General features: G+C 41.0%; 11 protein-coding genes. All 11 read right to left on the reverse strand.

The features are described 5' to 3' along the window. From CVS86_RS07695 to CVS86_RS07745, 11 genes are read right to left on the reverse strand one after another with little or no spacing between them, the layout of a single operon-like run. Positions 1-2,100 carry an STT3 domain-containing protein gene (locus tag CVS86_RS07695; RefSeq protein ID WP_107791500.1) on the reverse strand — a complete coding sequence of 700 codons (2,100 nt, stop codon included), beginning with the start codon at positions 2,098-2,100 and terminating at the stop codon, positions 1-3. After that, on the reverse strand, positions 2,093-3,217 hold the full coding sequence (locus CVS86_RS07700; protein WP_107791501.1) for a glycosyltransferase: 1,125 nt from the start codon (positions 3,215-3,217) through the stop codon (positions 2,093-2,095). The genes CVS86_RS07695 and CVS86_RS07700 overlap by 8 nt, the downstream gene beginning before the upstream one ends. Then, complete coding sequence (locus tag CVS86_RS07705; protein WP_107791502.1) at positions 3,214-4,257, reverse strand: glycosyltransferase; 1,044 nt, start codon at positions 4,255-4,257, stop codon at positions 3,214-3,216. The genes CVS86_RS07700 and CVS86_RS07705 overlap by 4 nt, the downstream gene beginning before the upstream one ends. Next, a complete protein-coding gene (locus CVS86_RS07710) occupies positions 4,254-5,312 on the reverse strand; it encodes a glycosyltransferase (RefSeq protein WP_107791503.1) in 1,059 nt (352 codons plus the stop codon). The genes CVS86_RS07705 and CVS86_RS07710 overlap by 4 nt, the downstream gene beginning before the upstream one ends. Beyond that, positions 5,309-6,241: a glycosyltransferase family 2 protein gene (locus tag CVS86_RS07715; RefSeq protein ID WP_107791504.1), complete on the reverse strand. Its 933-nt coding sequence runs from the start codon at positions 6,239-6,241 to the stop codon at positions 5,309-5,311. Before CVS86_RS07715 ends, CVS86_RS07710 begins: the two co-directional genes overlap by 4 nt. Continuing rightward, positions 6,242-7,003 (reverse strand): glycosyltransferase family 25 protein, encoded by a 762-nt coding sequence (locus CVS86_RS07720; protein ID WP_107791505.1) that lies wholly within the window; start codon positions 7,001-7,003, stop codon positions 6,242-6,244. It lies immediately after the preceding gene. Then, complete coding sequence (locus tag CVS86_RS07725; protein ID WP_107791506.1) at positions 7,004-8,521, reverse strand: MATE family efflux transporter; 1,518 nt, start codon at positions 8,519-8,521, stop codon at positions 7,004-7,006. Further along, the gene (locus CVS86_RS07730; RefSeq protein ID WP_107791507.1) at positions 8,521-10,650 is read right to left on the reverse strand and encodes an STT3 domain-containing protein; all 2,130 of its coding nucleotides are present in this window, start codon (positions 10,648-10,650) and stop codon (positions 8,521-8,523) included. The genes CVS86_RS07725 and CVS86_RS07730 overlap by 1 nt, the downstream gene beginning before the upstream one ends. Before the next feature lie 8 nt (positions 10,651-10,658). Next, positions 10,659-11,891 carry a nucleotide sugar dehydrogenase gene (locus CVS86_RS07735; RefSeq protein WP_002939912.1) on the reverse strand — a complete coding sequence of 411 codons (1,233 nt, stop codon included), beginning with the start codon at positions 11,889-11,891 and terminating at the stop codon, positions 10,659-10,661. After that, a complete protein-coding gene (locus CVS86_RS07740; protein ID WP_107791508.1) occupies positions 11,888-12,334 on the reverse strand; it encodes an ecotin in 447 nt (148 codons plus the stop codon). Before CVS86_RS07740 ends, CVS86_RS07735 begins: the two co-directional genes overlap by 4 nt. Further along, positions 12,331-13,653 (reverse strand): UDP-glucose dehydrogenase family protein, encoded by a 1,323-nt coding sequence (locus tag CVS86_RS07745; protein WP_103617188.1) that lies wholly within the window; start codon positions 13,651-13,653, stop codon positions 12,331-12,333. Before CVS86_RS07745 ends, CVS86_RS07740 begins: the two co-directional genes overlap by 4 nt. Positions 13,654-13,657: the final 4 nt, after the last annotated feature.

The following is a 13,657-nucleotide window of genomic DNA, read 5'->3' on the forward strand; positions in this document are numbered from 1 at the left end:
CTACCTCTTTAGCCTATAAACTTTTGCCGCCCCATCAAGTATGACTGGCTCAAAGACCTTAGGATCGTATCTTTCAAGCACGAAAAGCTGTATGTAGGCGCTATTTAAAATGCTCTCATCAAGGATGATAAATCTACCATAATCCCTCATAAAAATGACAGAAATGTTTGAACTTTCATTATTTTTATACTCTTTTACGTTTAGCTTGCCAGCCTCGTTGTAGTCGGTCTCTATGAAAGATCTTAGTGGCAAGACATTGCCATCATAGATCAAATTTGTGACATCGCTTGATAGAGTAAATCCACCACTTAGCCTAATGCCCTTTTCGCTTTGCGAGATCGCTCTAGTGGTGATGAAAAGTCCGTTGTTTAGGTTTTTACCACTTTTTAGATCGATCTTGCTAAACTGCAAAATGGTCGGGAAGATGCTAAGCATCCTATCTGGCAGGTAATAATATATCTCTCTGCTCTTTGCTGGTAGGCTAAAATTTGCCTCTTTTATCTCGCTAAAAAACTGATCAACGCTTAAATTTCTATCTTTTAAAATTTGAGCCAAGTTGCCATTAAAGTGTTCTTTGAAATTTCGCTCAGTGTATTCTACATCGAGCCTTGCCATATTTGCCGAGCTCATCTCGTCGCTTCCAAGCGCAAAGCTCACGGCAAAATTTTCACGTCCAAGGTGCTTTCCGCCGTCAATTAGCGTCTTAACATCGCTATAATATCTAATCGGATATCCATAGTCCCACCACGCAACCACGTAGTCCTCGCGTCCTGCAATACCTTTTAGCTTATTTAAAATTTCAACCTCTTTATTTACAAAGACTGGCTCAGCCTTGTAGCCATAGATGTGAATGAGCGCTGGAGCAAGCACTAGAGCTGCTATGAAGGCTCTTATGAGATTTAAAACTGCCTCTTTTAGCTTTAAATTTGCAAGCACGAACTCTACTAAGTAGCCAAAGCCAAGCGCCATGATAGGCACAGCATAAATGGTAAATCTAAGGCCGCTTTTAAAGGCCAAAAAGCCAAGTGCAAGCATGCCAAGCGAGACGGCAAATGAGCGGTGCTTGTAGCAAAACAGAGCGACGCCAGCAAGTGAGATCAAAAATGTGATGACATTTGCGCTTATCCTCTCGCAAAATAGCGTAAAATCAACGACGCTTGACTCTTGGATAGTTTGATTGACATTAAAAAAGTGAAAGCTCATACCGCCAACTTCAGGCGCATCTCTAAAGACGTAAAATTTAAGCTGAAAGATTATCGGATTTAGCCCACCACGGATGACAAAAACGACAAAGATAATCGCCAAAATGCCAAGAGCAATTTTTAAATTTATCACATCTTTTTTAAATAGGCAAAGTGCGTAAATAACGATAACAACGATAAATTTAAGAGTTAGATCAAGGTTTGAGATAGCAAGTAAAAGCAGAGAAATTTCAAGGTAAAAAAGTGGATTTTTCCTATCAAAAATGAGCGTGTAAAGTAAAAATAGTCCAGTTAAAATGCTAATAAGCGAAAACGCACTCATATACCACCACATATAAATAAGCACGCTTAAAGGTGCTATTATCAGGCTCTTTGCGTCCTTTTTCTCAAGCACTCTAATAAGTCCCCAAACGACAAAGACGCTAAGCGGGATGATGAGCATGTCGGTGTCGTAGTAACCAGCCATCGTGCGGTTGTAGTAGCTATTTGCGATCACTGCAAGAAGTGCAGCGATGAAGCCAGCCATTTTTGCTTTGTATTCATTTGCGATCAAGATAACAGGCACAGCCACAAGCGACGAGAAAAATACACTCATATAAATCATCGCCGTCTCAAGCTTGACGCCTAGAAATTTCACGATCCAGTAAGTAAGCGTCGAGAGCGGATAGCCATAGTAGCTAAGGTCGTTTTCTTGGTGAAAGCCAGCCAGCATATCCCTTGCTCCCTCGGCAAATGCGTAGCCGTCGTTTGTGCTGATCATCAGCTCGTTGTTCCAAAAAAAGACTGGATACTCGCTCGCCCAAAAGACCCAGTAAAGCCTGCAAACCATGCCAAAGATGACCGCTGCAAATATCATAAGGTATAAAGAGTAATTTTTAAAAAATAAATTTCTATTCATTAGGATTTTCCAAAAAATTTATAAGCTTGCTCGCTATATTTTCACTATCAAAAAATTTAGCCCGATTATACGCAACATTTTCAAAATTTTGCCTTATTTCTGGCTCGTTAAGCACCTTTATCATCGCCTCTTTCATCGCATTTTCGTCATCAACTGGCACTAAGATGCCAAACTCGCTATCGCCCAAAAGCTCCTTTGCGCCGCTCTTGTGCTCGGTTGAGATGATAGTTTTTTCGCATGCAAGTGCCTCCAAAAGCACATTTGAAAAGCCCTCAAAACGCGAAGCACAAAGCAAGCAAGAGGCATTTTTTATGTGCCTAAAAGGGTTTTTATCAGTGCCAAGAAGCTTTACTCGATCACTCACACCAAATTTGTCTATCAAATTTTGTAACTCATCTTTTAAAGGCCCTTTGCCAAGGATGCCAAGCGTGGCACGAGGGTCGCTAATGGAGGCAATTATTTTTATTAGCATGGCTTGATTTTTACCGCTATCAAGGCGGCCTATGTTTATGAAAAATGGCTTAAAGCCATCCTCAAGCGGCTCATCTTTTAGCAAATTTATAGTTTTTAGATCAAGGGCGTTATAAAACACCTTTGTTTTTGCTTCGCTCATGCCAAAATTTCGCACCAGATCCTCTTTGTTGCCAGCTGCATTTGCAAGGATTAGATCAGCTTTTTTATAAAGATGAGTGAGTAAAAATTTATTAACTCGCCCGCTTAGATCGTCTTTATATAGGATCGACGGACAGCTTCGCTCGCTGATAACTAGCCTAGCCTTTAGCCCTAAAATCCTAGCAACCCCAGCGATATAACAAGGGCGGTTCATCAGCACAAACTGCGTGTCGATGTTTAAGCTTTGACAAAGATTTTTATATTTAAAGGCAAGCATTGGCATCGCTAAAAAGAGCCTTGCAAGCTTCTTTAGCCCACTCTCGTAAGGATCGCTATTTTCTATAAAGTGGATCTGCACCTCGCTTGGGATCTCGTAAGCGATGACCTTGCTCATTAAGATGAGATGAACTTCATAACGTTTTACCAAAAATGGCAGTAAATTTGCCACATTTCGCTCAGCCCCGCCAGGCCCCATCGAGTATAAAAAAACGGCTAATTTTTTCACTTGCTAACAACCTTTTTTATAAATTCTCGCCACTGCTTGATGATATTTTCTTTGCTAAATAAATTTGCACTTTCGCTGGCGTTTTTTGCTAGTTTTTGCCTTAAATTTTCATCTTTTAAAAGCATCTCAAGCTTCTCTTTTAGATCATTTGCATCTCCATTTTTAAAGATAAGCCCGTCTGTGCCGTCACTTATAAGCTCTCTTGCGCCCACAGTGTCGCTACTTAGCCTAGTGCAACCAAAAGCGCCTGATTCTATTAGCACATTTGAAAGCCCCTCGCTTCTTGAGCTAAGAGTAAAAATTTTTGCCTCGCTATAAAGCTTTGTGACGTCGCTCATATGGCCTAGAAATTTGATATTAAGCCCTAAATTTGACGCCATTTGCTTCAGTTCAGTCTCCTGCCTGCCACTACCCGCGATCTTTATCTCCCAGCCATCAAGCAAGCTCTTATCCACCTTGCTAAGCGCTTCAAAATAGATATCATAGCCCTTGACCGCCTCCAGCCTCGCCACGCTTAAGATGACATTTTGCTTCTCACAAATTTCAGACACGTCGATAAAGAGTGGGTTGTGGATAACCTCGCGGTTTTTGGCAAATTTATAGTAGTCGTAGTCGCTTTTACTTAGCACGCTTAAGCCATCTACAAAGCGGTAGCTAATATCACGCATAGCGCTTGCGATTTTGCTTTTTAGGTAGCTGTGCTCGTGATGCTCGGTTGCTATTAGTTTGCTCTTTAGTCCAGCATTTGCCAGCACACAAGCGACGTTTGTCCAGTCGATAAAGCTCATTATCAGATCAGCCCTTTGCTCTTTAAAAAGCGCTCTAAGAGCGAGGATTTTTTTAAATTTTAAAGCAAGCCCTGAGCCAGTCACATTAAGGTTTATGATATTTATCTTTTCACTAAATTTATAAAGCCCAAGGTCCTCTTCAAGAAGAGCGATAGTGATCTCATTGTCTTTGCAAAGCTCGTTTGCAAGCACGTTTAGCACACGTTCAGCTCCGCCATTTCTAAGTGCGGCTATGACAAAAAGAATTTTCACTTTACACCTCCAAGCTTTAAAAGCTCCAGCCATTTTTTATAAATTTGCTCCACACTAAACTCATCAAGTCTAGCTCTTGCATTTTTAGCAAATTCGCCCATTTTTGCCTCATCTTGCAGCAAATTTGCAAGCTTTTCGCTCATCTGATCAGCGTCATTTATCTCACAAAGCAAACCATCAAAACCATCTTTTATAAGCTCTTTTGCCCCGCTAGTTCTTGTCGCAACCCGCACACAGTCGTAGTTTATCGCCTCTATCAAGGTGTTTCCAAGACCCTCGAAATTTGAGCAAGAGAGCAGCACCTTTGCCCTTTTATAAAGCGAGGCGATGTCGCTAACATTGCCTAAAAACTGGACATCAGCGCCCAAGCTTTTAGCTAAATTTTCTAAATTTGCCCTCTCTCCGCCGTCTCCAGCGACAGCAAATTTATAGCCGCTTTGCTTTAAATTTGCAGCCACTCTTACAAACATTTCGCAGTTTTTTATCTTATTTAGCCTGCCAACAAAAATGATCAAATTTTCTTTAGCAAAGCTCTCACTGCGCACCTTTTCAAAGAGTGGGTTGTAAATTTTCATCACATTTTTGCAAAATTTTGAGTAATGTCCTAGATCCTCGTCGCTTAGGACGCTAAGTGCGTTTGCAAATGGATAACTTATGCGTCTTAGCACCTTAAAAATGGCTCTTTTTGGCGCAAGATAGTTTGTGTGCTCGCTTATGATTATAGGCGTTTTTAGCCCAGCCGAGCTAAAGAGCACCAAGGTATTTACGGCGTCTAAAAAGGATATCACAGCGTCAAATTTGCCCTCTCTTATGAGCGCTCTTAAGGCAAGCACCTTTGAAACTCTCTTTTTTAAATTTCCAACCAAGCCAAGCTCATCAGCCCCAACGCCTAAATTTATGAGCTTCACGCCGCTTGCTAGCTCGTAAAATGGCTCGTCTTTGTCAAATTTAACAAGGCTTACATCATGATCCACGCTAAATCTTGATGCGATCACCGCGCAAACTCGCTCCGCACCGCCACTTCTAAGCGTTGATGTGACAAATAATATCTTCATACGCCAAACCTTTGCTTGATCTTCACTCTAAGTCTTGAAAGTGCCGGTAAAATGCCACTTGGAAGCGGGCTAAGTAGTAAGAAAACAAACGCTTCTTTACTAAATTTAATGCTAAGACTTTTAAAGATACACCTTAGCATCAGCCCATATTCACCTGCTATTTTGGCGTAGTAAGCGGCGTTTTTATACTGCATAGCTAGAAATTTTGGCTCATTTTTTATAGCGATGTCGTAGTGCAAATTTGCTGTTTTTATGTAGGCGTTTGCCACGTTTAACGCGTGTTTGCCAGCATTTAGCGTCGCACTATCACTTCTTGCGATACGATAGATGTAAAGTGGCTTTTTAAGATAAAAGACATTTTTTTCAAAAAAGCGGATATAAAGCTCATTTTCGCCTCCAAAACTACTCTCATCAAACCTAAAGCCGTCTATAAATTCACGCGAAAAAAGCTTAAAATACTCGCCATTTATCCGTCCACAATGATAATCAACCTTGCTCATCGCCCCACTCTTGCTATATGGGCTTCTACCAGCCACGATCTCTGTCATCACGCCATCTTTCTCGCAGATCGCGTCTGCAAAAACGCACGAATACTCGCCACCTTTTAAAATTTCATAGCACTGGGCAATCGCCTCTGGCAAAAGCTCATCGTCATCGTCAAGCAAGCAGACAAACTCGCCTGTTGCGTTGTCAAAGCCGTTATTTTTATTGCCATTTGGGCTCTTTTTGTGAGTGCTGTTTTTTACAAATTTGATCCTTGCGTCATTAAAACTCTTGCAAATTTCACTCGCACTCTCGTCATCGCCGTCATCAGTGATTATGATCTCTAGGTTTTTATAGCTTTGAGCTAGAGCGCTTTTTATCGCCTTTTTTAAAAGCTCTGGACGCTTGTAAGTCGCGGTTACGATGCTGATTAATGGCTCGCTCATTTAGCCCCTTTTAAAAATTCTCTCATAGCCTTGAAACTTTTCAAGCCTTGAGAAAAGTATAAATTTAATTGTCTTGATGTAGGCCTTTAAATTTGCGCTATATCCTCTCTCAAGGCGCTCGCCCTCGATGTTTGAGCCACTAAGATCAGTTGGGTGCGCAAAAAGATCGCAAAAATACATCTGCATATCATTAACGCCAAGCAAATAGTCCCAAACATCGGTCGTGCAAAGCGCACGTTTATGAATTTCAAGCAAATTCTTAGCGCTTTTTTTAGTTAGCACATAAGCCCCTGCTCTATAAATGCTCGAAAATGAGTGCTTTGAGACCTGCCAAAGCGGCTTACTTAGGCTAGTATCCACCTTTTTGCCAAAGGCGCTAAACCTGCCCTCCAGCCCATCTTGCATGCCACATATCAGCACGCTCTCTTCTGGCATCTTGCTAGCTGCCAAAAAGGCCTCTTTTATAGCCTGATCATCTCCTATCACGTCGTCTTCAAAGATGAGGGCAAATTTAGCCTCGCTTGCCAAAAACGCTTCGTAGGCTTTCACGTGCGAGAGCGAACAGCCAACTTCTGCTGGGCTTAAAACCTTGCCATAAGCTTTAAATGACGGCGAAATGATCTTGTAGTACTCCCTTGCGTTTAGCTCCCTGCCATCAACTGCGTCTATTAGATTAAAGCTATCATAAGAGCTAAATTTCTGCTGCAAAAGCTCGCGCCTTTTGGTATCTTTTGCCAAAGAGATCAGGTAAATTTCATTCATTTAAGACCTTTTAATTTTTTTTAAAATTTTACGCCAGACTATGCCTCGCTCGAAGGCATTAAAAAACAAAAAATATCCCAAAATATAAGCTGCGCTGGCGTATATCGCAGCAAAGATAGCAAATTTTAGCCAGTTATTTAGGCTTACAAAGTCCTTGCAGGCAAACATCACAAGCACGCATAGCGCAAAAACGGCTAAATTTTTAAAATAAACCCCGTAAAACGTGGTGAGCCTCACCTCTAAATTTAAGGCGGCATTTATGAGGTCAAAGCCAAGAATTCTTATGCTATAAAAAATGGCTGCGACGATGACGATACCATAAACGCCGTAGTCACTAAATTTAAGCAGTGCGATCTGCGCTATGATCGTGCTAACGCCAAGGATAGTGTTGGCAATGGCTGGGCGGCGAAGCTTGTTTGTCGCGCTATCAAGGTTAAAAAGAGAAAAAACAAAGCTTATAAATACGATCGGCACTAGCGTGATCATCGAGACGTTGTAGATAAATTTGACCTCATCTGCGCTCTTAAAAGGTAGCCAAAGCGTGTAAAAATCAAGCCCAAAAACGACGAAAAATGCGGCCGGAGCGCTCATCACAAAGGCGATCACCTTCATCGAAAATTTAGCCTCTTTTATGAGGTCCGTGATCAAATTTTTAGAGTAAAGCTCGACAAATTTTGGCGCAAAGATACCGCTAAGCTGCGCCACAAAGCTCTCCAGTATGATAGGAGCGGCCTTGGCGACTGAAAGAAGACCAGTGGCGTTTGCATTGACAAAAATGTTGCAGATAAAAAGATCCATGCCTGTTAAAAGTATGCGGTTTAGCGCATTAAAGCTGTTCCAAATGCCAGAGCTTAAAAGCTCTTTTATCTTAGAAAAGTCAAATTTACTAAGGCTAAATTTTAGCTCTGGCGTGATGCGAGCTGACATAAAAATGGTGCTAAAAAAGACAAAAAGGTTAGCAACTAGCGCTGAAATGGCGATATATGAGATAAATGGCTTAAAAAAGAAAAAGAGCGCCACGATGAGGGCTGCTAGGACCATGCTTGAGATGGCGTTTCTGATGGAGAGTAGGTAGAGCTTGTTTGTCACAAAAGCACAAACCGTCAAAACGCCGTTAAATAGCCCAACGCAGAAATTTATAAAGTAAAAAACAAGGGTCATTCTCACGTCAAAGAGTAAATTTTCAGGGACGTTTAAAAAGCTTTGCAAATTTAGTATAAAAATGGAGCTAATTGCCACGACAACGGCGCAAAAGAAGATATTTACAACAAGCACTGATGAGTAGTAGGTGTTTGCAAGGCTTAGATCTTTTTTGTGCCACGCATGAGCGACAAAGCGCCCGCTTACCGAGTTTATGGCTACACTTACGACCGCTGCGTAGCTAACGATGGCGTTGCTAAGGCCTACAAAGCCAAATGCCTCGTTGCCAAGGCTTTTTAAGATAAATGGCGTAAGAAAGAAATTTATGCCCATTGATACGATAAAAACGACGATTGAGCTTATTAGATTGATCAGCATTAGACTTTTAACCTGTAAATTTTTACGCCACTTGAGATGATAAATGGCTCAAAGTATCGCTCATCTGCTCGCTCAAATATAAAAAGCTGCACAAGGGCTGAATTTAAGGCATTTTCATCAACTAAAACCACGCGCGCATAGTCCTCTAAAAATAAAACAGAAATTTTCGCCTTTTCGTCGATAGTTTTCTCGTCTATTTGTAGCTCTTTACCAGAGCCTTTTATCTTATAAAAGGACTTTACCGCCACTTTTTCGCCGTTTTGTGTGATAAATTTTGGCTCTTTTAGTGGTAAGATATAGCCATTTCCAAGGTCTATGCCAGCCTCGCTAACGCTATTTATAGGGCTAATGTAGTAAAAAAACTCCTCTTTTGGCCGCTCGCCACTCATAACATCGATGTAGCTATATCTAAAGATGTTTGGAGCGATATCTATCATATCTGGCACAAGATAGTAAAAAACCTCTTTTTTTGCCGCTGGCAGAGTAAAATTTGCGCTTTCAAGCTGGCTTAAAAAGAGGTTTAGGTCGCTTGTGTTGTGTTCTTTTAAAATCTCTTCAGCAAGTCTAGTATTTTTATCAAGCGAGATGTCGCTATACTCGCTCACTACTCTAGCTAGTTTGGCTGAGGTTGCCTCATCTTTTCTTAAAGCAAGGCTAACAAAATAGCCGTTCTCGCCGCCTTGCCTGCCAGGATCATTTAGCGTCTTAACATCAGCAAAGTATCTTACTGCATATCCATAATCCCACCACGAAAGCACGTAGTCATCGCGCTTTGCAGCCTTTTTTAACTGATCAAGTGCCATTGCCTCATCGTGCGTGATCAAAGTATGCGGTCTATAAGAGTAGGCGATCTCTAAATTTGGGGCAAGCGCAGCAGCCGAAAAGATAAAAAAGGATAAATTTTTAAGAGATTTTCTAAGGTCAAATAAATTTAAAAAAAAGTGTAAGAAATACCCAAAACCAAGTGCAACAAGCGGCGTTATATACATAGCAAATCTAACTCCGCCAAATAGCGATAAAGCGCCAAGTCCAAGCAGTGGCAAGCTAAGTAAAAATGGGCGAAATTTAAAGCAAAGCAGTAAATAGCCAATCACTGCAGCTAGCAAAATAAGGATATTTCCAGCCATGAAATAGACAAAATATAAAGGGCTAGCGCTTTTTACCTCGTCAATTAGTGTGTATTCGCTTATAAAGTGAAATTTACTTGCAACCTCTGAGCTGCTTTTTAAAACGTAACTGCCAATCTTTGAAATGACAAAATCAAAACCACCAAAATAGATAAAAATAGCTAGCATAATAGCTAGAAAAATGCTTAAATTTCTAGGTGAAAGTAGTTTTTTATATTTGCAAAAAATGGCGTAAAATGAAGCAATAACCGCTAAATTTAAAATCAAAATTTTATTTGCGATGAGTGGATCTTTTGAAAAAATATTGAAGCTAACAATGCTTATAAACATAAAAAATATCGCTTGGTAGTTTTCTATCCTGCTTCGCATAAAAGCAAGCGTGTAGATAAAAAAGATAAAAATGATGCTTAAAATAAGGGCATAAGAGCTTTGATACCACCAAAGATAAAGCGATACAAAAAGGCTGGGTAAAACGATAAATTTTTGTTCATTTGCATTTAAAAGTCTGATCAAAAGATAGATGATAAAAAGCGCAAATGTGACATTTAGCATATCGCTATCAAAGTAACCAAGCGACGTTCTTACAAGATAGCCTGGCAAGATAACGCTCATAAATGCAGCCACAGCCCCAGCTTTTAAGGCTTTAAACTCACTTGATATCAAGATAACTGGAAGCGCGATAAGGGGTGCTAAAAGCGCGCTCATATAAAACATCACGCTTTCGATCTTGAAAGGTAAAATTTTGCAAATATAAAAAACTATGGTTGAGATTGGGTGATTAAAGGGGCTAAAGTCATTTTGCTGATGAAAGTCAGCAAGCATATCTCTAGCGCCCTCTGCGTAATAATATGCGTCATTTGTCGTAAGCATGAATTCGCCATTAAAGTAAAACTCTGGCATATCCTTTGCCCACAATACCCAAAGCATCCTAGCTGCAAATCCAAACAGATAAGCAGCTAGAAAGATAAGTAAAATTTTACAATTTACGCTTACTTTGTGCACTAAATTCCTTACAGCCTAGCGTCAGCCTCTGGGTAGATATTTTTTATATCATAAACCAAGTGGCCTTTTAGGTTGAGCTTTTTAAATTCATTATGAGCTACGGCGATCACGATGCAGTCGTAGTCGTCTAGGTTATACTCTTTTACTAGATCAAAGCCGTACTCGTGTTTTACCTCAGCGCTATCAGCCCAAGGATCAGTCACATCAACCTTGCAGCCAAAGTCTTTTAGCTCATCAACCACGTCTATAACGCGAGAGTTTCTTATATCTGGGCAGTTTTCTTTAAATGTCATACCAAGAACAAGCACGCGCGCTTTGTTGATAAGCACGCCTTTTCTTATCATTAGTTTTATCACTTGATCGGCTGCGTATCTACCCATATCATCGTTGATGCGGCGACCTGCTAGGATCATTTCAGGGTTGTAGCCTACCTCTTGAGCTTTGTGAGTTAGATAGTATGGATCTACGCCGATGCAGTGACCGCCGACTAGACCTGGGCGGAAATTTAAGAAATTCCACTTAGTGCCCGCAGCCTCAAGCACGTCTATGGTGTTTATGTGAAGCTTTTCAAAGAGCATCGCAAGCTCGTTTATAAAGGCGATGTTGATGTCGCGCTGAGTGTTTTCGATGACCTTTGCGGCCTCTGCTACTTTGATACTTGAAGCTTTGTGAGTGCCAGCTGTGATGATAGAGCGATAAATTTCATCGACCTTGTCAGCGATCTCTGGAGTTGAGCCACTTGTGATCTTTTTGATCTTTGTAACAGTGTGCTCTTTATCGCCTGGGTTTATGCGCTCTGGAGAGTAGCCGCAGAAGAAGTCTTTGTTAAATTTAAGCCCACTCTTTTCAAGAAGTGGCACGCAAATTTCTTCTGTAACGCCTGGATAAACGGTGCTCTCATAGACAACGATGTCGCCTTTTTTAAGCACTTTTGCCACGCTCTCAGTCGCTTTTACCACTGGGGTTAGATCAGGGCGTTTGTTCTTATCTATCGGAGTTGGGACGGTTACGATAAAGAAGTTGCAACTTCTGATGTCATCTAAATTTAGGCTAAATTTCATGCCATTATCGATCGCTTTTTTCATCTGCTCGTTGCTAAGTTCAAGCGTTCTATCATAGCCACTTTTAAGCTCTTCTATACGTTTTGCATTTACGTCAAAGCCGACTACTTCGTACTTTTCACTAAAAGCTGCTGCTAGTGGAAGTCCCACATATCCAAGTCCTACTACTGCTATTTTCATTTCTCTTTCCTTTTTAAAATTTTTGGTTTTATTGTTTTTATACGTTCATAAATTCTTATCTCTGCGCCCACGCCTTGCGGAGTTACGATCTTAATGGGGCTAATGCCAGGCAAAATTTGGGTAAATTCATAATAAATTTGCCTCTTTTTATTTTTGCCATTGCAAGGTTTAAGCGGTTCATCATCTGCGCTAAATTCATAATAAACCCCGCTTTTATCCTCTTTTTTATCTAAATGTCCGCCCCCTAGCATAGCAAATTCGCAATCCGTTTGCATCTCTTTAAAAAATGCAACTTCATATTTAAAATAATCAACCGGCATCTTTGAGATAGGCAGCTCAAAAACCTGCTCTTGCGTCTTGGCTTCACTTTTGCCTGCCGCATCGCTAGCTAAAAGCGAAAAAGGCAATAAACAAGCTATGAGAAAAAGTAAAATTTGCCTCATGCTTTGACGCCTATCTGAAAATACTTAAAGCCATGCTCAGCTAAAGCTTTAGCGTTATACTGGTTGCGTCCATCAAATATGACAGCATTTTTTAACCTCTCTTTGATCTCCATAAAATCAGGCGATCTAAACTCACTCCACTCTGTCACAAGCACCATTGCATCGGCGTTATTAAGAGCGTCATATTTATTTTTAGCATATTTCACATCTAAATTTGGCATATATTTTTTAGCTTCTTCGCTCGCTTTTGGATCGTAAGCGACCACTTTTGCACCAGCCTCGTCTAAAAGCTTTATCAAAGTTAGCGAGCTAGCCTCTCTCATATCATCGGTATTTGGCTTAAACGCAAGCCCCCAAAGTGCGATCGTCTTGCCCTTTAGATCGCCGCCAAAAAAGTTATAAATTTTATCAAATAGCACTCTTTTTTGAGCCTTATTTCTTGACTCGACCGCGTTTAAAAGCTCTGGCTCAAAGCCATTTTGTCTAGCTGTATAGATGAGCGCCTCGACGTCTTTTGGAAAGCAACTACCGCCATATCCGCAGCCTGGATAGATGAAGCTATATCCGATCCTTGAGTCGCTGCCGATGCCCTTTCTTACCAAATTTACATCAGCGCCCACGCGTTCGCAGATATTTGCTATCTCGTTTATAAAGCTTATTTTGGTTGCTAACATCGAATTTGCAGCGTATTTTGTCATCTCGGCTGACTTTACGTCCATGCAAATGAGCCTGTCGTGATTTTTCATAAATGGCTCATAAAGCTCCCTCATCACGCTAAAGCCCCACTCGCTGCTAGCTCCGATAACAACGCGGTCTGGCTTTAAAAAGTCCTCAACCGCCGCGCCCTCTTTTAAAAACTCTGGGTTTGAGACGACTTCAAATTTAACATCTAAATTTCTCTTTTTAAGCTCAGCTTCGATCACCTCATGCACCTTAGCTCCAGTGCCCACTGGAACGGTTGATTTATCGACTACGATTAGCGGTTTGCTTAAATTTTCTCCGATCGATTTGGCAACTGAAAGCACATATTTTAAATCCGCCTGCCCGTCAGCGCCCATAGGCGTGCCAACTGCGATAAATAGCACATCTGCATGCTCTAGCGCCTCGGTTATCTGCGTGCTAAATTTAAGCGAGCCATTTTTGTAGCACTCACTCACGATATCAGCAAGCCCAGGCTCATATATAGGCACGACGCCGTTTTTTAGTGCCTCGATCTTTTTGCTATCGACATCGACGCAGATGACGCTATTGCCCATTTTGGCAAAACACGCACCACTTACTAGTCCAACATATCCGGTTCCAATTACTGCTATTTTCATGTTT

The organism is Campylobacter concisus (assembly GCF_003048605.1).
In the GTDB taxonomy this organism is placed as follows: Bacteria; Campylobacterota; Campylobacteria; order Campylobacterales; family Campylobacteraceae; genus Campylobacter_A; species Campylobacter_A concisus_BM.